The organism is Halorubrum sp. SD612 (assembly GCF_002135005.1).
The window spans coordinates 1-20,719 of sequence record NZ_NEWI01000048.1 but is presented as its reverse complement, the minus strand read 5'-3'; the positions used below and the strand labels follow the sequence as shown (position 1 = coordinate 20,719).

16 protein-coding genes and 2 pseudogenes are annotated in these 20,719 nt (G+C 70.0%); 5 read left to right on the top strand and 13 right to left on the bottom strand.

Annotated elements, in window-relative coordinates; all coding sequences use genetic code 11:
• A pseudogene (locus B9G38_RS07490) lies at positions 1–584 on the top strand (short-chain dehydrogenase); the annotation flags it as partial.
• A gap of 49 nt (positions 585–633) precedes the next feature.
• Here B9G38_RS07490 and B9G38_RS07485 read toward each other — a convergent pair.
• Together B9G38_RS07485 and B9G38_RS07480 are read right to left on the bottom strand one after the other, a co-directional pair.
• A complete protein-coding gene (locus tag B9G38_RS07485; RefSeq protein WP_049929586.1) occupies positions 634–1,194 on the bottom strand; it encodes a hypothetical protein in 561 nt (186 codons plus the stop codon).
• Positions 1,195–1,368: 174 nt separating this feature from the next.
• Positions 1,369–1,563 (bottom strand): cold-shock protein, encoded by a 195-nt coding sequence (locus B9G38_RS07480; protein WP_004045866.1) that lies wholly within the window; start codon positions 1,561–1,563, stop codon positions 1,369–1,371.
• A gap of 180 nt (positions 1,564–1,743) precedes the next feature.
• Between B9G38_RS07480 and B9G38_RS07475 the strand changes: the two genes are divergently transcribed.
• Positions 1,744–4,383: a heavy metal translocating P-type ATPase gene (locus B9G38_RS07475; RefSeq protein ID WP_086219979.1), complete on the top strand. Its 2,640-nt coding sequence runs from the start codon at positions 1,744–1,746 to the stop codon at positions 4,381–4,383.
• 92 nt (positions 4,384–4,475) lie between these two features.
• Positions 4,476–5,132 (top strand): NAD(P)-dependent oxidoreductase, encoded by a 657-nt coding sequence (locus tag B9G38_RS07470; protein ID WP_049929584.1) that lies wholly within the window; start codon positions 4,476–4,478, stop codon positions 5,130–5,132.
• 22 nt (positions 5,133–5,154) lie between these two features.
• Here B9G38_RS07470 and B9G38_RS07465 read toward each other — a convergent pair whose 3' ends face one another.
• The 10 genes from B9G38_RS07465 to B9G38_RS07420 all read right to left on the bottom strand — a co-directional run bounded on the left by B9G38_RS07465 (position 5,155) and on the right by B9G38_RS07420 (position 17,491).
• Positions 5,155–5,430, bottom strand: coding sequence for a hypothetical protein (locus B9G38_RS07465; protein ID WP_086215798.1), 276 nt, complete (start codon positions 5,428–5,430; stop codon positions 5,155–5,157).
• Between the two features lie 102 nt (positions 5,431–5,532).
• On the bottom strand, positions 5,533–5,994 hold the full coding sequence (locus tag B9G38_RS07460; RefSeq protein WP_086215797.1) for a universal stress protein: 462 nt from the start codon (positions 5,992–5,994) through the stop codon (positions 5,533–5,535).
• Positions 5,994–7,715: a cation acetate symporter gene (locus B9G38_RS07455; RefSeq protein ID WP_049929581.1), complete on the bottom strand. Its 1,722-nt coding sequence runs from the start codon at positions 7,713–7,715 to the stop codon at positions 5,994–5,996. The genes B9G38_RS07460 and B9G38_RS07455 overlap by 1 nt, the downstream gene beginning before the upstream one ends.
• The gene (locus B9G38_RS07450; RefSeq protein ID WP_049929580.1) at positions 7,712–8,179 is read right to left on the bottom strand and encodes a DUF4212 domain-containing protein; all 468 of its coding nucleotides are present in this window, start codon (positions 8,177–8,179) and stop codon (positions 7,712–7,714) included. The genes B9G38_RS07455 and B9G38_RS07450 overlap by 4 nt, the downstream gene beginning before the upstream one ends.
• 108 nt (positions 8,180–8,287) lie before the next feature.
• Positions 8,288–10,282 (bottom strand): acetate--CoA ligase, encoded by a 1,995-nt coding sequence (gene acs / locus B9G38_RS07445; RefSeq protein ID WP_086219978.1) that lies wholly within the window; start codon positions 10,280–10,282, stop codon positions 8,288–8,290.
• A 92-nt stretch (positions 10,283–10,374) separates the two neighbouring features.
• Complete coding sequence (locus B9G38_RS07440; RefSeq protein ID WP_086219977.1) at positions 10,375–12,168, bottom strand: bacterio-opsin activator domain-containing protein; 1,794 nt, start codon at positions 12,166–12,168, stop codon at positions 10,375–10,377.
• A gap of 297 nt (positions 12,169–12,465) precedes the next feature.
• Positions 12,466–14,427: an acetate--CoA ligase gene (gene acs, locus B9G38_RS07435; RefSeq protein ID WP_086219976.1), complete on the bottom strand. Its 1,962-nt coding sequence runs from the start codon at positions 14,425–14,427 to the stop codon at positions 12,466–12,468.
• Between the two features lie 146 nt (positions 14,428–14,573).
• Positions 14,574–15,932: a GTPase HflX gene (hflX, locus tag B9G38_RS07430; protein ID WP_086219975.1), complete on the bottom strand. Its 1,359-nt coding sequence runs from the start codon at positions 15,930–15,932 to the stop codon at positions 14,574–14,576.
• Complete coding sequence (locus B9G38_RS07425) at positions 15,929–16,285, bottom strand: DUF2209 family protein (protein WP_086219974.1); 357 nt, start codon at positions 16,283–16,285, stop codon at positions 15,929–15,931. Before B9G38_RS07425 ends, hflX begins: the two co-directional genes overlap by 4 nt.
• 159 nt (positions 16,286–16,444) lie before the next feature.
• A complete protein-coding gene (locus tag B9G38_RS07420) occupies positions 16,445–17,491 on the bottom strand; it encodes a low specificity L-threonine aldolase (protein WP_086219973.1) in 1,047 nt (348 codons plus the stop codon).
• Between the two features lie 146 nt (positions 17,492–17,637).
• Between B9G38_RS07420 and B9G38_RS07415 the strand changes: the two genes are divergently transcribed.
• A complete protein-coding gene (locus B9G38_RS07415) occupies positions 17,638–19,164 on the top strand; it encodes a carboxypeptidase M32 (RefSeq protein ID WP_086219972.1) in 1,527 nt (508 codons plus the stop codon).
• A 69-nt stretch (positions 19,165–19,233) separates the two neighbouring features.
• Here the strand turns inward: B9G38_RS07415 and B9G38_RS07410 are convergent, their stop codons facing one another.
• Positions 19,234–20,172 carry a carbohydrate kinase family protein gene (locus tag B9G38_RS07410; RefSeq protein ID WP_086219971.1) on the bottom strand — a complete coding sequence of 313 codons (939 nt, stop codon included), beginning with the start codon at positions 20,170–20,172 and terminating at the stop codon, positions 19,234–19,236.
• A 154-nt stretch (positions 20,173–20,326) separates the two neighbouring features.
• On the opposite strand from B9G38_RS07410, the pseudogene B9G38_RS07405 reads away from it, so the two are divergent.
• Positions 20,327–20,593: pseudogene (locus tag B9G38_RS07405) on the top strand (SDR family NAD(P)-dependent oxidoreductase); the annotation flags it as partial.
• Positions 20,594–20,719 lie beyond the last annotated feature (126 nt).

The following is a 20,719-nucleotide window of genomic DNA, read 5'->3' as shown; positions in this document are numbered from 1 at the left end:
ACCTCGGCCACTTCGCGCTCACCGGACGGCTGTTCGACCTCCTCGACGCCGCCGAGGGGATCGGCGGTGACGCCCGCGTCGTCACCCAGTCGTCGGGGGCCCACGAGCAGGGCGAGATGGACTTCTCGGATCTCAACTGGGAGCGGTCGTACGGGAAGTGGCAGGCGTACGGACGCAGCAAGCTCTCGAACCTGCTGTTCGCCTACGAGCTCCAGCGCCGGCTCGACGCCGCGAGCGACGGGGACGGCGACCCGGGGATCCGCAGCGTCGCCTGCCACCCCGGCTACACCGACACGAACCTCCAGATGCGGACCGCCGAGGAGAGCGGGAACCCGCTGATGAAGGTCGGCATGAAGGCCGCGAACGCGGTCCTCGGGCAGGACGCCGATATCGGCGTCGAGCCGATGCTGTACGCGGCCACTGCCGACGTCGACGGCGGGGCGTACGTCGAGCCGGGCGGCCTGATGAACATGCGCGGGCACCCGACCGTCGGGCGGTCGAACGACGCCTCCTACGACCGGGACGACGCCCGGAAGCTCTGGGAGTACTCGACCGAGGCGACCGGCGTCGAGTACCCGGTGTAGGCGGTTTTCGCGCGCCGCTCGCGCGGCCGCGGCTCGCTCGGTCCGTCCCTCAGTGAAGCGTCCCGTCTCGGACGTGGGCGTCGTGCGCGAACAGCGCGTAGCCCACGTCGACCGGCCGGTAGCCCGTCTCGTCGGCGATCGCGCGGATCGGCTCGATCATCGTCACGTAGTCGGCGGCGTCGAACGACTCCTTGCGCCCGTCGAGGTAACCCAGCCGCTCCAGAGACGCCCAGACCCGCGTGTCGACGACGGCGTGCCGATCGCCGTCGAGCGCGGCCACCACGCACGACGCGGTCGCCGCTTTGAACCCGGCGAGGCCGGTGATGAGGTGGATCGACGAGAAGTCGCCGTCGACGGCGCGCGCGTTGCGCGTCACCTCGCGGCAGCGCGCCTCGGGGTTCTTCTCGACGTGGTACGCGCTCCGCGTGGACGACTCGTAGGCGATCTCGTACAGCTGATCCCGCGTCAGGTGCCCCTGCGAGCGGTACCGCTCGCCGAACTCGTCGAGCCGCTCCGGGAGGACGCCCTGCGTCTCGGCGTAGCGGTCGAGGTTCTCGGCGACGAACGCGTCGAGGTCGTCGAGGTGGCTGTTAGGGTCGTCGGCCTCCATGTAGCAAGCTCGTCGCTCGGCGAGTAAAACGGCGACGCCGTCGGCGGGAGGGAGAGACGGCGAGGGCGTCGGCCGACGGACGAACGACGGCGCCGTCGCTCGCGGTGCGTAATATACACGGAACGCGTTTCGAGAGCTGTCCGAGTTCGCCGGTAGCGGATGCCGCCGGACGAGTTACAGCCGAGTGAGGTTCGTCGCGCGCGGACCCTTGTCCGCCTCCTCGATCTCGAACTCTACCTCCTGTCCCTCCTCGAGGTCCGGGCCGCCGACGTCTTCCATGTGGAAGAACACGTCCTCGTCAGCGTCGTCAGTCTCGATGAATCCGTAGCCGCCGGTGTCGTTGAAGAAGTCGACCTTGCCTGTCGCCATCGCGGATCAACTGTCGCCCGACGAAGTAATAAGTGTTGTGTGCCGCGTTCGTGGGGATGAAATAGGGTCGAGTTCGGGCGAAGCCCTCCGGTAGCTTCGGATTCTAAATTTTCTCTCTTCTCAGGCTTTGGTTTCGAATGGGAAAACGCACTAAGGGAGTATCCCGTAGTAGTACCCAAGATGAGTGCCAGAACGACCCACCTCGACATCACGGGGATGAGCTGCGCCAACTGCTCGGCGGCGGTCGGCGACGCCGTCGAGTCGCTGGACGGCGTCTCGCGGGCGGACGCGAACTACGCGACCGACGAGGCGAGCGTCGAGTACGACCCGGAGGCGACGTCGCTTGCGGAGATCTACGACGCGATCGAGGACGCGGGCTACGGGGCGGTCTCGGAGACGGCGACCGTCGCCATCACCGACATGTCGTGCGCGAACTGCGCGGACGCCAACCGCGACGCCCTCGAGTCCGTGCCCGGCGTCGTCGACGCCGACGTGAACTACGCGACGGACGAGGCGCAAGTCCGATACAACCCCGCCGAGACCTCGCGGGCGGCGCTGTACGACGCCGTCGAGGACGCGGGCTACTCGCCGGTCCGCGAGGACGAGGACTCGAACGGCGAGGGGGAGGACGGCGACTCCGGCGAGAGCGCGCGCGACGCGGCTCGGAACGCGGAGATCAGAAAGCAGCTCCGGCTGACGCTGTTCGGCGCCGCGCTGGCCGCGCCGCTGCTGTTCTTCATGGCCGACAAGCTCCTCCTCGGGGGCGCCGTCGTCCCGGAGCGGGTCCTCGGCGTCGAGATCGGCTGGGTCCAGTTCGCGCTCGCGACGCCGGTCCAGCTGGTGCTCGGGCGGCCGTTCTACAGGAACTCGTACAAGGCGCTCGTCACGAACGGCCGCGCCAACATGGACGTGCTGATCGCGCTGGGGTCGTCGACGGCGTACGTTTACTCCGCCGCCGTCCTCCTCGATCTGGTCGCCGGGAGCGTCTACTTCGACACGGCGGCGCTGATCCTCGTCTTCATCACGCTCGGCAACTACCTCGAAGCCCGCTCGAAGGGACAGGCCGGCGACGCGCTGCGGAAGCTCCTGGAGATGGAGGCCGACACCGCGACTCTCGTCGACGAGGACGGGACCGAGCGCGAGGTCCCGATCGACGAGGTCGCGGTCGGCGACCGGATGAAGGTCCGCCCCGGCGAGCAGATCCCGACCGACGGCGTCGTCGTCGAGGGACAGTCCGCGGTCGACGAGTCGATGGTGACCGGGGAGTCCGTCCCGGTCGAGAAGGGCGAGGGCGACGAGGTCGTCGGCTCGACGATAAACGAGAACGGCCTCCTCGTCGTCGAGGCGGCGAAGGTCGGCGCGGACACCGCGCTCCAGCAGATCGTTCAGACGGTGAAGGAGGCGCAGTCCCGCCAGCCCGACATCCAGAACCTCGCGGACCGGATCTCAGCGTACTTCGTGCCCGCGGTCATCGCGAACGCGCTGTTCTGGGGCGTCGTCTGGTTCCTCTTCCCCGAGGCGCTCGCGGGCTTCGTCGACTCGCTCCCGCTGTGGGGGCAGGTCGCAGGCGGACCCGGTTCGACCGGCGGGACCATCTCGGTGTTCGAGTTCGCCGTCGTCGTGTTCGCCTCGTCGGTGCTCATCGCGTGTCCCTGCGCGCTCGGGCTCGCGACCCCGGCCGCCACGATGGTCGGGACCACCATCGGGGCGCGGAACGGCGTCCTGTTCAAGGGCGGCGACGTCCTCGAACGCGCGAAAGACGTCGACACGGTCGTGTTCGACAAGACGGGAACGCTCACGGCGGGCGAGATGGAGCTCACCGACGTGGTCGCGACCGGTGAGGTCCCCGACGGCGGCGCGGTCGCCGAGCGCGGCGACGCGGCGGCGACGGACGACGCGACGGCGACGGCCGAAGACGAGATCCTCCGGCTCGCCGCTAGCGCCGAACGCGGCAGCGAACACCCTCTCGCCCGGGCGATCGTCGACGGTGCCGAGGCGCGCGGCCTCGACCTCGGCGAGCCCGAGTCGTTCGAGAACGTCCCGGGGCACGGAGTCAGAGCCACTGTCGACGGCGACGGGGTACTCGTCGGCAACCGGAAGCTGCTGCGCGACGCCGGGATCGACCCCTCGCCCGCGGCGGACGCGATGGAGCGGCTCGAACACGAGGGGAAGACGGCGATGCTCGTCGCGCGGGTCCCCGCCGGCGCGGACGACGGGGAGCTCCTCGGCGTCGTCGCCGACGCGGACACGGTGAAACCGAGCGCAAAGGACGCGGTGAGCCAGCTCCGCGAGCGCGGGGTCGACGTGATGATGATCACGGGCGACAACGAGCGCACGGCCCGCGCGGTCGCAGAGCAGGTCGGCATCGACCCCGAGAACGTCCGCGCCGGCGTCCTCCCCGAGGACAAGTCCGACGCGGTCGAGGCGATCCAGAGCGACGGCCGTCGGGCGATGATGGTCGGCGACGGCGTCAACGACGCCCCCGCGCTGGCGGTCGCGTACGTCGGCACCGCGATCGGCTCCGGGACCGACGTGGCGATCGAGGCCGCCGACGTGACGCTGATGCGCGACGACCCGCTCGACGTGGTGAAGGCGATCCGCGTCTCCGACGCGACGCTCCGGAAGATCAAACAGAACCTCGTGTGGGCGCTCGGCTACAACACCGCGATGATCCCGCTCGCGTCGCTCGGGCTGCTCCAGCCCGCCCTCGCGGCCGGGGCGATGGCGTTCTCGTCGGTGTCGGTGCTGACGAACAGCCTCGCCTTCCGCCGGTACGATCCCGACGGAGACTACGCGCTCCTCGGGTTCCTGCGGCGCTGAACGCCACCGACGGTCCCTCGTCGGGCTCTCTCCCCGACTCTCTCGGCTCGCCGTCCCGAAGTCCCAAGACGGCGCGGAGCGTACGCCGGCGCATGTCCACCCTCCTCGTCGTCGGCGGCAGCGGGTTCATCGGACGCGGCGTCTGTCGGTTCGCGGTCCGCGACGGCCACGAGGTCCGCAGCGTCTCGCGGGGCGGCCGCCCGGACCTCGCCGCCGACTGGGTCGACGGCGTCTCGTGGACGAGCGCCGACCTCTTCCGGCCGAACGCGTGGCGCGATCGCCTCGACGGCGTCGACGCCGTGGTTCACGCCGTCGGGACCCTCACCGAGGCGCCGACCGACGGCGTGACCTTCGAGCGCGTCAACGGCGACGCGGCCCTCCTCGCGGCGCTGGAGGCGGAGCGGGCCGGCGTCGACGCGTTCGTCTTCCTCTCCGCGGCCGGGAAGCCGCCCGGCGTCCGGAACGCCTTCCTGACGGCCAAGCGACGCGCCGAGACCGGGATCGCCGACCTCGACCTCGACGCCGTCACCCTCCGACCGGGACCGGTGTACGGGGAGGGACAGCCGCACGTTCCCGGCGTGGTCGACCGCCTCCTCCGGTTCGTCGCGAGCGCGCGGCCGATCGCGTCCCGGCTCGGCGAGTCGCGGCCGCTCTCCGTGGACACGGTCGCGCGGGCGACGTACCGCGCCGCGCTGGATCCGGACGAGCGGTTACTCGACGTCGGTGATATTCGCGAACTCGCCGGGTGAACGGCGAGAGTAATCGGGCGCGTTAGCGCGCGCTCTGCTCTTTGGCGATCTCCAGCGAGATGAAGAAGCCGAAGTAGGCGGGGATCCCCGCGAGCATGAACATGTACAGCACCCACTGCGGGGCCGTCGAGAAGGCGACGTTGTACAGCGACGACGCGAGCCCGACCCACACGAGCGCGAACAGCAGGTCCTGTAACATTCCGGTGCCGTTCTCGCTGAGTACGTGCCGGGCGCGGTCGGCGACGCTCGGGTCGGTCGGCTCGTCGTCCGGCGTCTCCGCGGCGTCCGAGTCGGGCATATGGTGAGTGGCTGAGTGGGATACGTCGGTGTTGCGGAATCGCGCGGCGTCGACCGCGCGGCGAGTCGATCCGTCCGTCGGCGAGGAACCGAACCTCGGGGTTCAGTCCTCGTCGAGGTAGTCGACGACGAGGACGGGGACGTGCGTCGAGCGCAGGGTACGCTCCGTGACGCTGCCGAGCAGGGCGCGGCGGACACCCGCGCGGCCGTGGCTCCCCATCACGATGATGTCGATATCGTGATTCTCGGCGTAGTCGGCGATCACCTTGTGGGGTCGCCCGCCCGCGACGTGTTCGACGACGTCGACGTCGCGCTCGGCGCCACGGTCGGCGACGACGCCGGTCGCCGCTTCGGCCTGTTCTTTCAGCTCGTCCATCTCGTCGAACCGACCCTGCTTGATTCGGTCCACCTGTTCGGTCCCGAGGCTGATGTTCACGGAGTCGATGTCGACGACGTACAGCGCGTGGACCTCGGCGTCGTACTTCTCCGCGAGGTCGAGGGCGTGGTCGACCGCTGCCTCCGCGACGTCGCTGCCGTCGGTGGGAACGAGGATGCGGTCGTACATTATCGCTCCTCCTCCGTCGTCTCGTCGTCAACTGCGCGACCACCGTCCGTCGCGACGTCTTCACCGCCGTCGGCGACCACGTCCTCGGCGGTCTGCTGTTGCCCCATCGGTTCGGGGCTGTGACACTGGCGCACCATCCGCTTGGTCTCCAGTGGCGGTTCTGGCGTCGCCATCGAGACGACAATCGTGACGAGGAACACGAGCGGCGTTCCGATTAAAGCAGCGCCTATCGGCGGGACGTACTGGGCGTAGATCGGGACGATCGCCTGTCCGGAGCCACCGGCGATGTCGGCGAGGAAGCCCAGGTAGGCGGGCAGGACGCTGTTGATGATCGAAGTGATCCACAGCAGGAGACCGACGGACATCCCGGCCAAGGCCCCCTGGCGATTGGTGTTCTCCCACCAGAGCCCGAGGAAGAACATCGGGAACAGCACGGTGCCGGCGAGCGAGAACGCGTAGGCGACGAGTTCACCGATGAGCGCCGGCGGGTTGAACGCGGTGACAGTGACCAGGGCGCCGATGCCGATGATGGTCGCCCGCCCGATGAGCACCTGCTGGCGCTGGGTCGCGTCGGGGTTGATGAGCTCCGAGTAAATGTCGTGTGCGACGGCCGAAGAGGCCGTGATGAACAGTCCGGCGGTCGTCGCGATGGCCGCGGCCATCCCGCCGGCGGCGACGAGGCCGACGAACCAGCGCGGCAGGCTCGCGAACTGGGCGGCCAGCACGACGATAACGTCCCCTTCCGCGCCGGACATCGCCTGTTGACCGCTGTAGACGGCGTCCGGGGAGAGGTTGTTGACCGCGGCGAACAGGTCGACGCCGAAGGCGGCCATCGCCGGCGCGGCCCAGTACAGGAGCATGATGAAGAACAGCCCCGAGACCGTCGACCACCGGGCCGTGCGCTCGTTTTTGACCGTGTAGAACCGGACCAAGACGTGCGGGAGTCCGCAGGTCCCGACGATGAGCGAGAACGCCGTCGCGACCCAGAGGTAGTAGCTGTTCCCGCCGATGAACGGTTCGGAGAACTGCCGGCTGAGTTCGCTGAACAGGGTGCCGTACTCGATCTGCGGAAGCACGGTGGAGTAGCCCTGTGAGAAGCCGACGACGTAGACGCCCGCGAGGAACGCGATGATGAGGATAACGTACTGGACGGCCATGTTCTTCGTCGCGCCCAGCATTCCGGAGAGCGCGAGGTACCCGACCGTTATAGTCATCATCACGACGATCATCGGGACGATGTCGAGCCCGAAGACGTACTGGCCGACGAGCCCCATCCCGCGGGCCTGGCCCACGGAGTAGACGTACGCGATGAGCAGCGTGGTGAACGCGGCCAGCGCGCGTGCCATCGGGGAGTTGAACCGGTCCGCGACGAAGTCCGGCGCAGTGTACTTCCCGAACCGGCGCATTTGCGCCGCGAGGAAGATGAGCAGGACGAAGTACCCGGTGGTCCAGCCGACGATGAACGCCAGCCCGTAGAATCCGGACAGCGCGACTAGCCCCGCGAGGCCGAGATACGAGGCGGCCGACATCCAGTTGGCGCCGATCGCCATCCCGTTCTCGATGTTGCCGATACCCCGGCCGGCGACCCACATGCCCTCGGCGTCCGCCACCTTGAACACGAACCCGATGACGAGGAACGAGGCCATCATCAGGAAGACGATGATCGCCGGGAGGAGCTTGAACGAGATGTCGAGCGCCTCGGCTTGAAGCGGGGCCATCATCCCTGCTGCCCCCCGTCGTCGACGCTCCCGGAGTCCGCGGGCTCCGCGGCGGTGTGTTCGATGCCGTACTTATCGTCCAACTTGTCGCGCTGACGGGCGTAGACGGCCGCCAAGACGAGGGCGCTCGTCGGCGCTCCGAAGGCGACGAGGAAGTAGTGGAGGGGGAACCCGAGCACCGGTACCGTCGTCGTCGTCATCGGCCCCGGAGCGAGCATCGTCAGTGTTACCGGGCCGAAGACGGCGAGCGCCCAGACGATGAACCCGGCCCAGACGATCCTGAGATGGTCCCGCATGTACGCGGTGCTCGGTTTCAGCAGGTTCACCTCTTCGCTGAGGTAGTCGGTGTCCCTGTGCGTCTGTGCGGCTCCGGCGGACGCGACGCCCCCGTCGGTGGCCGCGTCGTCGGATGCGCGGCCCCCGTCGGTGACCGCGTCGTCCCGTTCGCGTGAAGTATTATCTGTCATGTTTTGGCGTGTGTCGCGAGTTTGTTTATCTGAGTTTTTCGTGATAGTTGCCGTCGCGTCGTCCGTCGTGGTCGTGGCTGAGACGGATCGAAAACGGTGCGCCGAGCGCTACTCGGCGTCGGCCTTCTGTTGGATCTCCTCGACGATCTCGGGGTTCCGAAGCGTGCTCGTGTTCCCGAGCTCCTTGCCGTCGGCGATGTTCTCCAGCAGGCGGCGCATGATCTTCCCGGACCGGGTCTTCGGCAGGTCGGGCGTGAACACGACCTGCTCGGGTCGGGCGATCGGGCCGATAGCGTCTTCGACGCCCGCGACGATCGCGTCGCGGAGCTCGTCGTCGCCCTCGTAGCCGTCCTCGGTCGTCACGTAGGCGTACACCGCCTCGCCCTTGATATCGTGATTGCCGCCGACGACGGCCGCCTCCGCCACCCCTTCGACCCCGACGATGGCGGACTCGATCTCCATCGTTCCCAGCCGGTGGCCGGAGACGTTGAGCACGTCGTCCACGCGGCCGAGGACGGTAATGTAGCCGTCCTCGTCGATCTTCGCCCCGTCCTCCGGGAAGTACACCCAGTCGTCGGGGTCGTCGCTGTCGGTGTCGGAGTACTCCGCCCAGTACTCCTCGATGTAGCGCTCGTCGTTGTTGTACAGCGTCCGGAGCATGCCGGGCCACGGCTTCTGTACCGTGAGGTACCCCGCCTTCCCGGGCTCGACCGCCTCGCCGAGCGTGTCGAGTATCTGAACGTCGAGCCCCGGCAGCGGCGGTCCCGCGGCGCCGGGCTTCATGTCCTTGACGCCGGGCAGCGTGGTCACCATCATCCCGCCGGTCTCGGTCTGCCACCACGTGTCCACGATCGGGCACTCCTCGTCCCCGATGTGCTGGTAGTACCACTTCCACGCGCGCGGGTTGATCGGCTCGCCGACCGTGCCGAGCAGGCGCAGCGAGGAGAGGTCGTGACGGTCGGGGTACTCGGCGCCCCACTTCATGAACGCGCGGATCGCCGTGGGCGCCGTGTACAGCTGGGTCGCCTCGTACTCCTCGACGATCTCCCAGAGCCGGTCCTGCTCGGGGTGATCGGGCGTCCCCTCGTACATCATCGTCGTCGTGCCGAGCGAGAGCGGCCCGTAGACGATGTAGGAGTGACCGGTGATCCACCCGATGTCGGCCGAGCAGAAGTACGTGTCATCCGGCTTGATGTCGAGGACGGACTGCGAGGTCCACGACACCCACGAGAGGTACCCGCCGGTCGTGTGTTTCACGCCCTTCGGCTTCCCGGTGGTTCCCGAGGTGTACATCAGGAACAGCATGTCCTCGGCGTCCCGGGTGACGGGCTCGACCTCGGCGCCCTCGTGGGCCGCGACGAGGTCGCCGTAGTCGAGTTGGTCGCCGCCGAGGTCGTGACCGAAGTCGTCGCCGTTCGGCCCGAGCCGGTCGACGACGACGGTCGTGGTGTCGTGGTCGACGCCCGCGAGCCCCTCGTTCGCCTTGTCGAGGTGGTCGAGCGGGTCGCCGCGGCGGTAGTAGCCGTCGCAGGTGACGAGGTACTCGGACTCCGCGGCGTTCATCCGCGTCGCGAGCGCGTCGGCCGAGAACCCGGCGAACACGACGCTGTGGGGCGCGCCGATGCGAGCGCACGCCAGCATCGCGATCGGCAGCTCCGGGATCATCGGCATGTACATCGTGACCACGTCGTCCTCCTCGACGCCCTGCTCCCGAAGGGCGGCGGCGAACTCGTTCACCTCGCGGTGGAGCTCCTCGTAGGTGTACGAGCGGTCGTCCTCGTCGACGGGCTCGCCGACCCACTCGATGGCGACCTCGTCGCCGCGGTCCTCGAGGTGTCGGTCGAGGCAGTTCGCCGACGCGTTCAGCTCGCCGCCGGTGAACCACTCGTAGAACGGCGGGTCGTCGTCGTCGAGCACCCGGTCGTAGTCGGTTTCCCACTCCAGCAGGTCGGCGGCCGTCTCCCAACACTCCGGCCAGTTCTCCTCGAACTCCTCGTATATCTCCGGGTCGGAGACGTTCGCCTGCTCGACGAACGACTCCGACGGCTCGAACACCTCTTGTTCCGCTAATCTCGCTTCCAGTTGGCCGTCTCCCTCTGTCATGGTACGGTCGTATCCAACCAATATCACCATATAAACGCTGACGCTAAATACGAAAAATCGTGATGGATACCCCGGCGAGGCGCCCTCGACCCCTACTCGTCGGCGCCGACGATCCTCCCGTCCTCGCGGGAGGCCCGATCTCCGTCCTCCTCGAAGACGCCGTCGAGCAGGGCGCGCTGGGCCTTTCGGAGGTGGTTGTGGAACGTCGGGGAGGAGACGTCCATCGCGTCGGCGACCTCCTCGGCCGTGCTGCCGCGCGGCCAGTCGAAGTACCCGCCGTGGTACGCCGCCGACAGCGCGGCCCACTGGCGGTCGGTGAACCGGTCGGCGATCCCGTCCCGCAGCGCCGACTCCGTGCGCGGCGAGCGCGCGACCGACTCCTTGCTCGCCAGCCTGACGCCCGCGAACCGGTCGCGGAGCCCGTCGGCGACGGGCCTGACGTTCGTTCCCTCCGGGAAGTCGGCGACGACGCGGACCCGCCCGTCTGCGGCCGACGCGTCGCGCACCGTCGCCCCGTGGTCGATGAGCGCCCTGACGAGCGACCCGCCCGCGAGGCGCACCGACGCCGAACACCCGTCCTCCCGGGTCTCGATCACGCGGAAGTCGGAGACGCCCCTGACTTCCTCGACGACGGTCGCGAACTCCTGCGGACCGGCCCCGTCGACGGAGAGGTACGCCCGGGAGACCTCGTCGTCGACGTCGACGGTCGAGGCCAGTTCGATCCGGCAGTCCAGCCGCTGGCTCGCCCGGGCGAGGAACGCGCCGTCGTCGGTCGCGCGGAACTCGACCTCGGTGACCGCGTCGGAGTGGAGCAGCTCCCGCCACCGGTCCGCGGTGATCAGCCGACCGAGGCAGCGTCCGAGGACCGCGAGCGAACGCGTCTCCGCGTCGTCGACCGGGTCTGCGGCGGCGGCGACGACGCAGAGCGCGCCGTGGACCGCGCCCTCGTAGGCCGCCGGCACCGCGACCGCGGGCCGGCCGCCGGTCTCCTGTCGGCCGTCGGTCGAGACCGGCGCCTCGTCGGCTATCGCGTCCTGCCACGGGCCCCGCGCGGACACGTCGCGCTCCGCGAGCGTCGCCTGGTCGACGCCCGCGGTCGCGGCGATCTCGACCCGCTCGCCCCCGACCGCCCGACGGGCGAACCACGCCTCTGTCCAGCGGTCCGCCTCGGTCAGCCCGGCGGCGACGGCGGCGACGGGGTCTGACGGCCCGGACTCGGTGAGCGCCTCGAACCCCGGGAGGACGGTCGTCCCGGTCCGCCCGACGGTGGCGTCGGCGTCGGCGCCGGCGTCGACGGCGAGGGCGGCCGCCAGCGCCTCCCCGTCGAGCGGGTCGAGGTACGGGTCGAGCGTGCCGAGCGACTCCCAGCCGCCGGCGTCGCGGACGGCGCGCGGGTCGACATCTCGGTCGACGAGGTGCCGTCTGGCGAACGTCTTCCGGAGGGCGCTCGGCGTGACCCGCTCCTCGGGGGCGGCGTCGGTGCGATTCGCCGCTCGCGCCGCCGTCTCGCGCACGATCATCTGGACCCGGCGGGGCGAGACGTCGACGTACGGGTCGTCCGCGCCGAGCCCCTCGCTCGTCGCGTACCGGTCGAGGTCGGCGGCCAACGAGGCCGGAACGACGGTCTCGCGGTCGATCCGCTCGTCGATGTCGGCCGGCGGCGCCCCGTCTCCGTCCTCACGCTTGCCGTCCTCGGCCGCCGGTACCGCGAGGAGCCGCGCGCCGGCGCCCGACTCCGCCTCGTGGAGGTGACGCGGGGCGACGCGGGTTATCTCCTCCGTCCGGAGGCCGGCCTCGCCCGCCAGCCTGACGACGAGCGCCGCTCGATACGTCTCCGCGGCGGTGACGAGCGCGTCGTAGGCGTCCGCGTCGAGTCCGTCGACCATTCGTTTCGGGAACCAACAAGAAGCCGAAACAAAACTGTTCCGGAAACGCGGATCTCGGTCCCCTGAGCTACCGCGTCGCGGCGAGATTCCTCCGTTCGGAAACGATGTTCCGGCGAAGTACTTCGCATCTGCTCGCATTCCCGAAATACTTCCGCCCGCACCCTCGCCAACGCGATCCCGCCCCGACATCCCGACACGCCGACGCGGCAGAAGGCGCTGTACGGTCGGTGGCAGCAGACGGAAGCCGACCGGTGCGGAACGTTCGCCGGCGTCGCGGGCGGGTGGCGGCGACCGAAGCTACGGCCGGCTGTTCTCGTCTCTGACGGTCGACTCGATCTCGCCCACGACCTCCGGGTTCCGGAGCGCGCTCACGTCGCCGAACTCCTCGCCGCGGGCGATGTCCTCCAGCAACCGTCGCATGATCTTCCCGGAGCGCGTCTTCGGGAGTTCCGGGGTGAACACGATCCGGTCCGGGCGGGCCACGTCGCCGACCGCCCCCGCCAGCCGGTCGGCGACGGCGTCGCGGAGCCCCTCGTCGGGCTCGACGCCGCTCTTCGTCGTCACGTACGCCACGATGCGGCCGTCGCCGTCGCCGACGACGGCGGCCTCGGTCACGCCGTCGGCGTCGACGATGGCCGCCTCCAGTTCCCCGGTGTTGAACCGCTGGGCGCGGACGTTGATCATGTCGTCGACGCGACCGAGGATCGTGACGTAGCCGGCCTCGTCGACGGTCGCGCCGTCGCCGGTCCGGTAGCGCCAGCCGTCCTCGCCCCTGAGCCAGTACTCCCGGAGGTAGCGCTCGTCGCCCTCCCGGAGCCCGCGCAACATTCCGGGCCACGGCGACGCGAGCGTGAGGTACCCGGACTCGCCGGGATCGACCGGCTCGCCGTCCTCGTCGACGACGCGGGCGTCGATCCCGGGCAGCGGCGGGCCGACCTTCCCCGGTTTCATGGGGGTTATCCCGGGGAGGGTGGCAAGCGCGATGGCCCCGGTCTCAGTCTGCCACCACGTGTCGACGACCGGCGCGTCGCCGCCGCCGACGTGCTCGCGGTACCAGCGCCACGCCTTCGGCGTGATCGACTCGCCGACCGTCCCGAGCAGGCGGATCGACGAGAGGTCGTGCGACTCGGGGTACTCCGCGCCCCACTTCATGAACGACCGGATCGCGGTCGGTGAGGTGTAGAAGACGCTCACCGCGTTGCGCTCGATCAGGTCCCAGACGCGGTCGCGGTCGGGGTAGTCGGGCGATCCCTCGTACAGCACCGTGGTCGTGCCGGTCGCGAGGGGGCCGTACACCCCGTAGGAGTGCCCGGTGATCCAGCCGATGTCGGCGGCGCACCAGTAGGTGTCGTCCGGGCGCACGTCCAAGACCTTCCGCGTCGTCCACGCGACGTGCGCGAGGTAGCCGCCCGTCGCGTGCTCGACCCCCTTCGGCCGGCCGGTCGTGCCCGAGGTGTACATCACGAACAGCAGATCCGTCGCGTCCCGGGCGACCGGCTCGACGGTCTCGCCGTCGTGCGCGTCGACGAGCGCGCCGTATTCGTGTTCGTCGTCGCCGAGCGAGACGGCCAGTTCGTCGCCGAGGCGATCGACGACGACGGCGGCCGACAGCTCGCTCTCGGCGCGGATCCGGGCGTTGTCCGCCTTCGATTTCTGGTTGAACGCGTCCTCGCGGCGGTAGTAGCCGTCGCAGGTGATCAGGTACTCGGAGTCGGCCGCGTCGATCCGGGTCGCGAGCGCCTCCGCGGACAGCCCCGCGAAGACGACGTTGTGCGGCGCGCCGATGCGAGCGCACGCCAGCATCGCGATCGGTAGCTCCGGGACCATCGGCAGGTACAGCGTGACCACGTCGTCCTCCTCGACGCCGAGGTCGCGGAGCCCGGCCGCGACCGCGTTCACCTCGCGGTGGAGGTCGAGGTAGGTGTACGACCGGCGCTCGCCGCGCTTGCCGAACCACCGGATCGCGAGCTGGTTCCGGCGGTCGTCGAGGTGGCGGTCGACGCAGTTCGCCGCGGCGTTGAGCCGCCCGTCCGGGAACCACTCGTAGAACGGCGGCTCGGAGTCGTCGAGGACCGTCTCGTACTCGCGGTCCCACGTCAGGAGGTCGGCCGCCGCGCGCCACGCGTCAGGCCCCTCCCGCTCGAACCGCTCGTACATACCCGGGTCATCGGCGGCGGCTCGCTCCAGGAAGTCGGCCGGCGGCGGGACGACATCCTCGTCGCCGTCTGTCAGCCGCCCCCCGCCACCGGAGTCGTCCATACCACGTGATGGCCCACGGAGGAACGTATACTTTGTCCGACCGCTCGCCGGGCGAAACGGTCTGGGCAGGACGGTCCGGCCGGAGCGGTCTGCGCGGGGCCGGGCGGCGGTCGGACGGTCTTCGGCGAGCGCCCGACCCGCGGCGGTCAGGCCGACTCTTCGGCGGGCGCCGCCGCCATCTCGGCAGCCTTCGCCCGGGCGCGGGCGACTATCGAGGGCTTCGCCTCGAAGTCGACGGTCACCTGGTCGCCCGCGTACGTCTCCTCGGCGACGTACCCGTGGTCGTGGACCCACGAGACGAGGCTCATCGCCTCGTCGGAGACCGGGAGGACGAGCCGCTCGCGCTCCCAGTCGGGAAGTTCGTCCTCGACCCGGTCGCGGAGTTCGGCGACCCCGGCGCCCGTCTTCGCCGAGACGGCGATCGGGTCGGGCGCGACGCCGGAGAGCGCGGCGCGCTTGTCGGCGAGCGCTCCCGGCTCCAGCCGGTCGATCTTGTTGAACACGGTGACGACCGGGGCCTCGTTGCGCTCGTAGAGGGTGTCGTGGCTCGTGACGAGCTTCTCGCGCATGGCCTCGACCGGCTCGCTCGCGTCGACGACGAGGAGGACGAGGTCGGCGCGGTACACCGAGTCGAGCGTCGACTCGAACGACTCCACGAGCCAGTGGGGGAGGTCCGCGATGAACCCCACCGTGTCCGTCAGCAGCACGTCGCGCTTCTCCATCTCGGCCCGGCGCGTCGTGGTCCCGAGCGTCGTGAACAGCATGTCCTGCGACTCCGCGGTGGTGTCGAGGTCGCGGTGACGCTCGGCGTTCTCGTCGACCGCCAGCTCGGCCGCGAGCCGGCGCATCAGCGTCGACTTCCCGGCGTTGGTGTACCCCGCGAGCGCGACGAGGTCGAAGCCGGAGTCGCGGCGCTGCTCGCGGCGCGCCTCCTCCTTCTCCGCGATCGACGCCAGCTCGTCGCGGATCTCGGATATCTGTCGTTTGATGTCGCGCTCGACGCTCTCGTCGTACTCGCCGAGCCCCATGAACCCGGGGCGCTCGTCGCGCTTCGCGAGGCTCGCCTTCGCCTCCGCCCGGGGAAGCTCGTAGCGAAGCTCCGCGAGCTCGACCTGGAGCTGCGCCTTCCGCGTGTTCGCGCGCTGGCCGAATATCTCGAGGATGAGCGTGAATCGGTCGACCACCTCGACGCCTTCGGGGAGCTTCCCGCCGACGTTGAACGTCTGGTACGGCCCCACGTCGTTGTCGATGATCACCGCGTCAGCGTCGGCGCGCCGGACGAGGTCTCGCAGCTCCGCAACCTTCCCCTCGCCGAACATGAACGCGGCGTCCTCGGTCCGGGTCTGGGTGAGTTCGCCGACCACGTCGTAGCCCGCCGCCGCCGCTAACTGACGGATCTCGGAGAGGTCGGCCGCACCGGAGTCGACGCGTTTGGCGACGACCGCTCGGCGTCCGTCGGTTCTTGAGTCGGCGTCGGCCGCCCCCACTCCGGCGCCGTCGCTCATCGGAGGAGGTCCCGGACCGCGTACGCGGCGTGGTGTGCTGCCTGCACTGTTTCGCGCTCGCCTATGCTCTCGACGTATTTAAACTCGGGCTGGAAGCTGAGTCCGACGCGGTCGGCCGGCTCCTCGTAGAACTCGCCGCCCTCGGCGACGATCGGACCGTCGGGCGGCGCGGGGAGGTCGCCCACCGCGTCGGCGGCGAGCGCGACGGTCGCCTCCAGCGTCGGCCCCTCGCGCGCGGCGGCGAACCCCATCCCTTCCACGGAGCGGATCCGGGAGGAGTCGATCCGCGCGTGGACCGCGGCCGCGACCATCAGGTACTCGCCGTCATCCTCGTGACGGCCGCTGATGTCCACGCCGACGACCTCAGGGGCGGGAACCGTCCACCACCGTTCGACCGGCGCGCGCGTTCGCGTCGACTGCTCGTGCGTCCATGCGAGGCTGTACGTGGGCCGTCGAATTGAACGTTTTTGTGGGTCGCCGCGCAGAGCGGCCCGGCGGCCCGAACGGCACGGTCAGTTCCGGAGGCTGTCGACGACGTCCGCGACGCGGTCGACCGCCTCGTCGACGTCGCCCTCGTCGACGTCGAGGTGAGTCGTGAACCGCGTCGTGTAGTCGTCGAACTCGACGCAGCCGACGCCGGCGTCCTTACAGGCCGCGTAGAGCGACTCGGCCGGGATGCCGGCCGCTTCGGTGTCCGCAACGACGATATTCGTGTCCGGCGCGGGCGCGTCGACGCCGTCGAGCGCGTCGAGGCCGTCCGCGAGCCGCTCCGCGTTGGCGTGGTCCTCCGCGAGGCGGTCGACGTTCTCCAGCGCGCGGAGCGCCGGCGCGGCGATCATCCCGGCCTGGCGCATCCCGCCGCCGAACAGCTTGCGGACCCGGCGGGCGTCCTCGATAAACGCCTCGTCGCCGGCGAGGATCGAGCCGACCGGGGCGCCGAGCCCCTTCGAGAGACAGAACGTGACGCTGTCGGCGTGGGCGACGATCTCGCTCGCGTCGACGCCGAGCGCGACCGCGGCGTTGAAGACACGCGCGCCGTCGAGGTGGACCGGCACGTCGGCCTCGCGGGCGGCCTCGGCCGCGGCCGCGATCCGGTCGACCGGGACCGCGATCCCGCCGCGGTAGTTGTGGGTGTTCTCCACGGTGAGGAGACCGGTCCCGGGGCGGTGGAGGTCCTCGTCGACGAGCCCCTCGCGGACCGCCTCGGGGGTCGGGACGCACCGCTCGCCGGCGTCTATCGTCCGCGTCTGGACGCCGGAGAGCTTCGCCGCGCCCGCCAGCTCCCAGCGGTAGATGTGCGACTCGTGCTCCAAGAGGAGCTCTTGGCCCGGCTCCGTGTGCGCGTGGACCGCGATCTGGTTGGCCATCGTCCCAGAGGGGACGTACAGCGCGGCCTCGGTGCCGACCGCGTCGGCGGCCTGGCGCTCTAACTCGTTGACCGTCGGGTCGTCGCGGTACACGTCGTCGCCGACCTCGGCGGTCGCGGCCGCGTCGCGCATCTCCTCGGAGGGCGTCGTGACGGTGTCGGACCGCAGGTCGATGAACTCGTCGTCGGACATCTGTTGTAGGCCCTACCGCGGCGCCGGGCATATATCCCGCGCTCGGCGAGCGAGCGGCGCAGCGAACGCGGGGCGGGAGATCCGCGCTCGGCGCGGTCGGTTCCGCGTTCGGTCCCTTCTTATTGACCGGGATCGATCCGTGACGTATGGCAACGGAAGCCGCGACAGACGACGCAGCCGACGCACCGGACGCCTACGGCGCGCTCCTCGACCGCGTCCAGCGGTGGAACGCGGTCGGGAGCGCCTCCGGCGTCCTCGGCTGGGACCAGCAGGTGATGATGCCCGAGGGCGGCACGCCCGCGCGGTCGAAGCAGCTCTCGGCGCTCTCCTCGGTCCACCACGACATGGTCACCGCCGACGAGACGGGCGAACTGCTCGACGAACTCGACGACGCCGACCTCACGGACGAGCAGGCCGCGGTCGTCCGGGAGGTCCGCCGCGAGTACGAGCGCGCCGACGCCATCCCGGTCGAACTCGTCGAGGAGATCTCCGAGACGGGCTCCGAGGCGCTTCAGGCGTGGGAGGAGGCGAAGGCCGAGAACGACTTCGAGACCTTCGCGCCGTACCTGGAGAAACACGTCGAGCTGAAGCGGGAGTACGCGGAGCACATCGACCCCGACCGGGACCCCTACGAGGTCCTCTTCGAGGAGTTCGAGCCGTGCCTCTCGATGGAGCGCGCGGAGTCGATCCTCACCGAGCTCCGCGAGGCGCTCGTCCCGATGATCGAGGAGATCCGCGCGTCCGATGTCGACCTCGCCGTCGACACCTTCGAGGGGACCTTCCCCGAGGACGAGCAGGAGTCGCTCTCGCGAGAGGCGCTCGAGCTCGTCGGCTACGACTTCGACCGCGGCCGTCTCGACGTCTCCTCGCACCCGTTCACGTCCGGGAACCAGTTCGACTGCCGGGTGACGACCCGGTTCGACGAGACCGACCCGCTCGGTGCGGTCGGCTCGACGATCCACGAGTTCGGCCACGCGCAGTACAACCTCGGGCTCCCGCAGGAGCACTTCGGCACGCCGCTGGGCACGTCGCGCGACCTCTCGGTCCACGAGTCGCAGTCGCGACTCTGGGAGAACCACGTCGGCCGGAGCGAGGCGTTCTGGCGGGAGTTCCTCCCCGTCTTCCAGGAGCACTTCCCGCAGACCGAGGACGCGACGGTCCGCGACGCCTACGAGGCGTTCAACCAGGTGTACGAAGACAATCTCATCCGCGTCGAGGCCGACGAGCTCACCTACCACCTCCACATCGTCGTCCGGTTCGAGATCGAGCGCGACCTGATCCGCGGCGACCTCGACGTCGAGGACGTGCCCGAGGTCTGGAACGACAAGTACGAGGAGTACCTCGGTATCCGTCCCGAGAACGACGCGGAGGGGTGTCTCCAGGACATCCACTGGAGCCACGGCAACTTCGGCTACTTCCCGACCTACTCGCTCGGTTCCGTGATGGCCGCGCAGCTGTTCGAGGCCGCCGAGGCCGAGATCGACGACCTCGACGCGAAGATCGCCGAGGGCGAGTTCGGCGACCTCCGCGACTGGCTCGGCGAGAACGTCCACCGGCACGGCGCCCGCTACGAGACGAACGAACTGGTGGTGCGCGCGACCGGCGAGGACTTCTCCGCCGACGCCTTCCTCGACTACGTCGACGAGAAGTACGGCGAGCTGTACGGGATCTGAGGCGCCGTCGAGCGCTCCGAACCCGCTTTTTTCCACCGTTGACGGTCCTCGGCGGGACGCGCTCGTGCGTCAGAACGACCGGTCCGTCGCGGCGGCGTCCGCGTCGAACGCGCCGACGGTCTCCACTGCGGCCGCCCCCGCGGCGTTGCCGACCGTCGCCAGCCGGCGGAGGTCCGACGCGCCGCCGTGCCGCGCGGCGAGGACAGCGCCCGCGAACGCGTCGCCGGCGCCGGCCGGTGTGGCAACCGTCGCTGAGGGGGGAGCGACGGGCACGCGCTTCGTGACGGCCCCGTCGTCGATCCGTATCGCCCGCGTCGCGTCGCCGCCGTCGGTGACGAACGCCGTCGCGGAGTGGTCCGCCGGGAGGAGTTCGAGCAGGCCCGCCGGCGTCGGCTCGACGCCGGCCACCGCGAGGTCGTCCGTCCCGGCGAACAGCAGGTCGCAGCGCGGGAGGACCTCTCGCAGCGCGTCTCGGTACTCTTCCGGGCCCGACCACTGGTTCGGACGCCCGTTGAGGTCGAACGCGACGCGGGTGCCGCGCTCCGCGGCCGCCGCGGCGAGGCGGCGGACCGTCGCCCCGTTCACCGCGGCCGGCAGCGTGACTCCCTCCAGCAGGATCCACTCGTACGAGGCCGCGAACGACGCTGGATCCTCCGGCGGTGTGAACCCGTAACAGCTTCCGGCCACCCACGCGTTCCATTCCTCGTCGCCCGCCGCCCCGGCGTACAGCGTCAGCGGTGACGGCGCGTCGACCCGCGCGAGGCGTTCCGTGCCGACCGGGCCGTTCGCGAGGTCCCCGGCGGCGGCCGCCCCGAGCACGTCGGTCCCGACGTTCGTGACGAGGTCGACCTCGCAGCCGGCCGCAGCGGCCCATCGGGCGGCGTTCGTCGCCGTGCCGCCGACGTGCCACTCGAAGCCGCTCCCGGGCGCGATCGGTCCGCCGTCCGTGGGGTAGAGGTCGACCGTCGTGTCGCCGACGACCGCCACTCCTCGGTCGCTGTCACTCACTGTCGCACCGTGTTCGCTACGCTGTAGCGGTACCCGCATGAATCTATCCACTCGATTCCCCCTCAGCCGCGCCCGCGATCCGGCCACCCGTGGCCGAGACCGAGCGTGCGTCCGGCTGTGGGATATTTCCGGCCGGAGGGCGTCCCAGATCCATATGTCGCAGCCGCATCCCGAGGTCGGCCTCAAGCCGGACCTGACCGACGACGTCGCCCTCGTCACGGGCGCGAACCGCGGTATCGGAGCCGAGATCGCAGCGGGTCTCGCGGAACTGGGAGCGACCGTGTACGCCGGGGCCAGAGACCCGAACGACGTCACCGCGGCGGATCAGCGCGCCGTCGAACTGGACGTGACCGACGACGGGCAGATCCGGGTGGCGGTCGACCGGATCGAACGAGAGCGGGGGTCGTTGGACGTTCTGGTCTGTCCCGTTTCGAGTATTTAAAACCGGCTGAAGGCCGGTAGTGACGGCATGATGTGTGTAGAAGATGAGAGGCCGTCGTCAGAAGAATCGTCCGCAGGTCAATTCAATCCCACCCATTCGGTTGCC

Excerpts from the sequence above, each read along its gene's own strand:
- hflX (WP_086219975.1), bottom strand. The coding sequence starts at position 15,932 with ATGAGCGACGGCGCCGGAGTGGGGGCGGCCGACGCCGACTCAAGAACC.
- B9G38_RS07465 (WP_086215798.1), bottom strand. The coding sequence starts at position 5,430 with ATGCCCGACTCGGACGCCGCGGAGACGCCGGACGACGAGCCGACCGAC.
- acs (WP_086219976.1), bottom strand. The coding sequence starts at position 14,427 with ATGGACGACTCCGGTGGCGGGGGGCGGCTGACAGACGGCGACGAGGAT.
- B9G38_RS07420 (WP_086219973.1), bottom strand. The coding sequence starts at position 17,491 with ATGTCCGACGACGAGTTCATCGACCTGCGGTCCGACACCGTCACGACG.
- B9G38_RS07480 (WP_004045866.1), bottom strand. The coding sequence starts at position 1,563 with ATGGCGACAGGCAAGGTCGACTTCTTCAACGACACCGGCGGCTACGGA.
- B9G38_RS07415 (WP_086219972.1), top strand. The coding sequence starts at position 17,638 with ATGGCAACGGAAGCCGCGACAGACGACGCAGCCGACGCACCGGACGCC.
- B9G38_RS07460 (WP_086215797.1), bottom strand. The coding sequence starts at position 5,994 with ATGTACGACCGCATCCTCGTTCCCACCGACGGCAGCGACGTCGCGGAG.
- B9G38_RS07440 (WP_086219977.1), bottom strand. The coding sequence starts at position 12,168 with ATGGTCGACGGACTCGACGCGGACGCCTACGACGCGCTCGTCACCGCC.
- B9G38_RS07475 (WP_086219979.1), top strand. The coding sequence starts at position 1,744 with ATGAGTGCCAGAACGACCCACCTCGACATCACGGGGATGAGCTGCGCC.
- B9G38_RS07485 (WP_049929586.1), bottom strand. The coding sequence starts at position 1,194 with ATGGAGGCCGACGACCCTAACAGCCACCTCGACGACCTCGACGCGTTC.
- B9G38_RS07470 (WP_049929584.1), top strand. The coding sequence starts at position 4,476 with ATGTCCACCCTCCTCGTCGTCGGCGGCAGCGGGTTCATCGGACGCGGC.
- B9G38_RS07450 (WP_049929580.1), bottom strand. The coding sequence starts at position 8,179 with ATGACAGATAATACTTCACGCGAACGGGACGACGCGGTCACCGACGGG.
- acs (WP_086219978.1), bottom strand. The coding sequence starts at position 10,282 with ATGACAGAGGGAGACGGCCAACTGGAAGCGAGATTAGCGGAACAAGAG.
- B9G38_RS07455 (WP_049929581.1), bottom strand. The coding sequence starts at position 7,715 with ATGATGGCCCCGCTTCAAGCCGAGGCGCTCGACATCTCGTTCAAGCTC.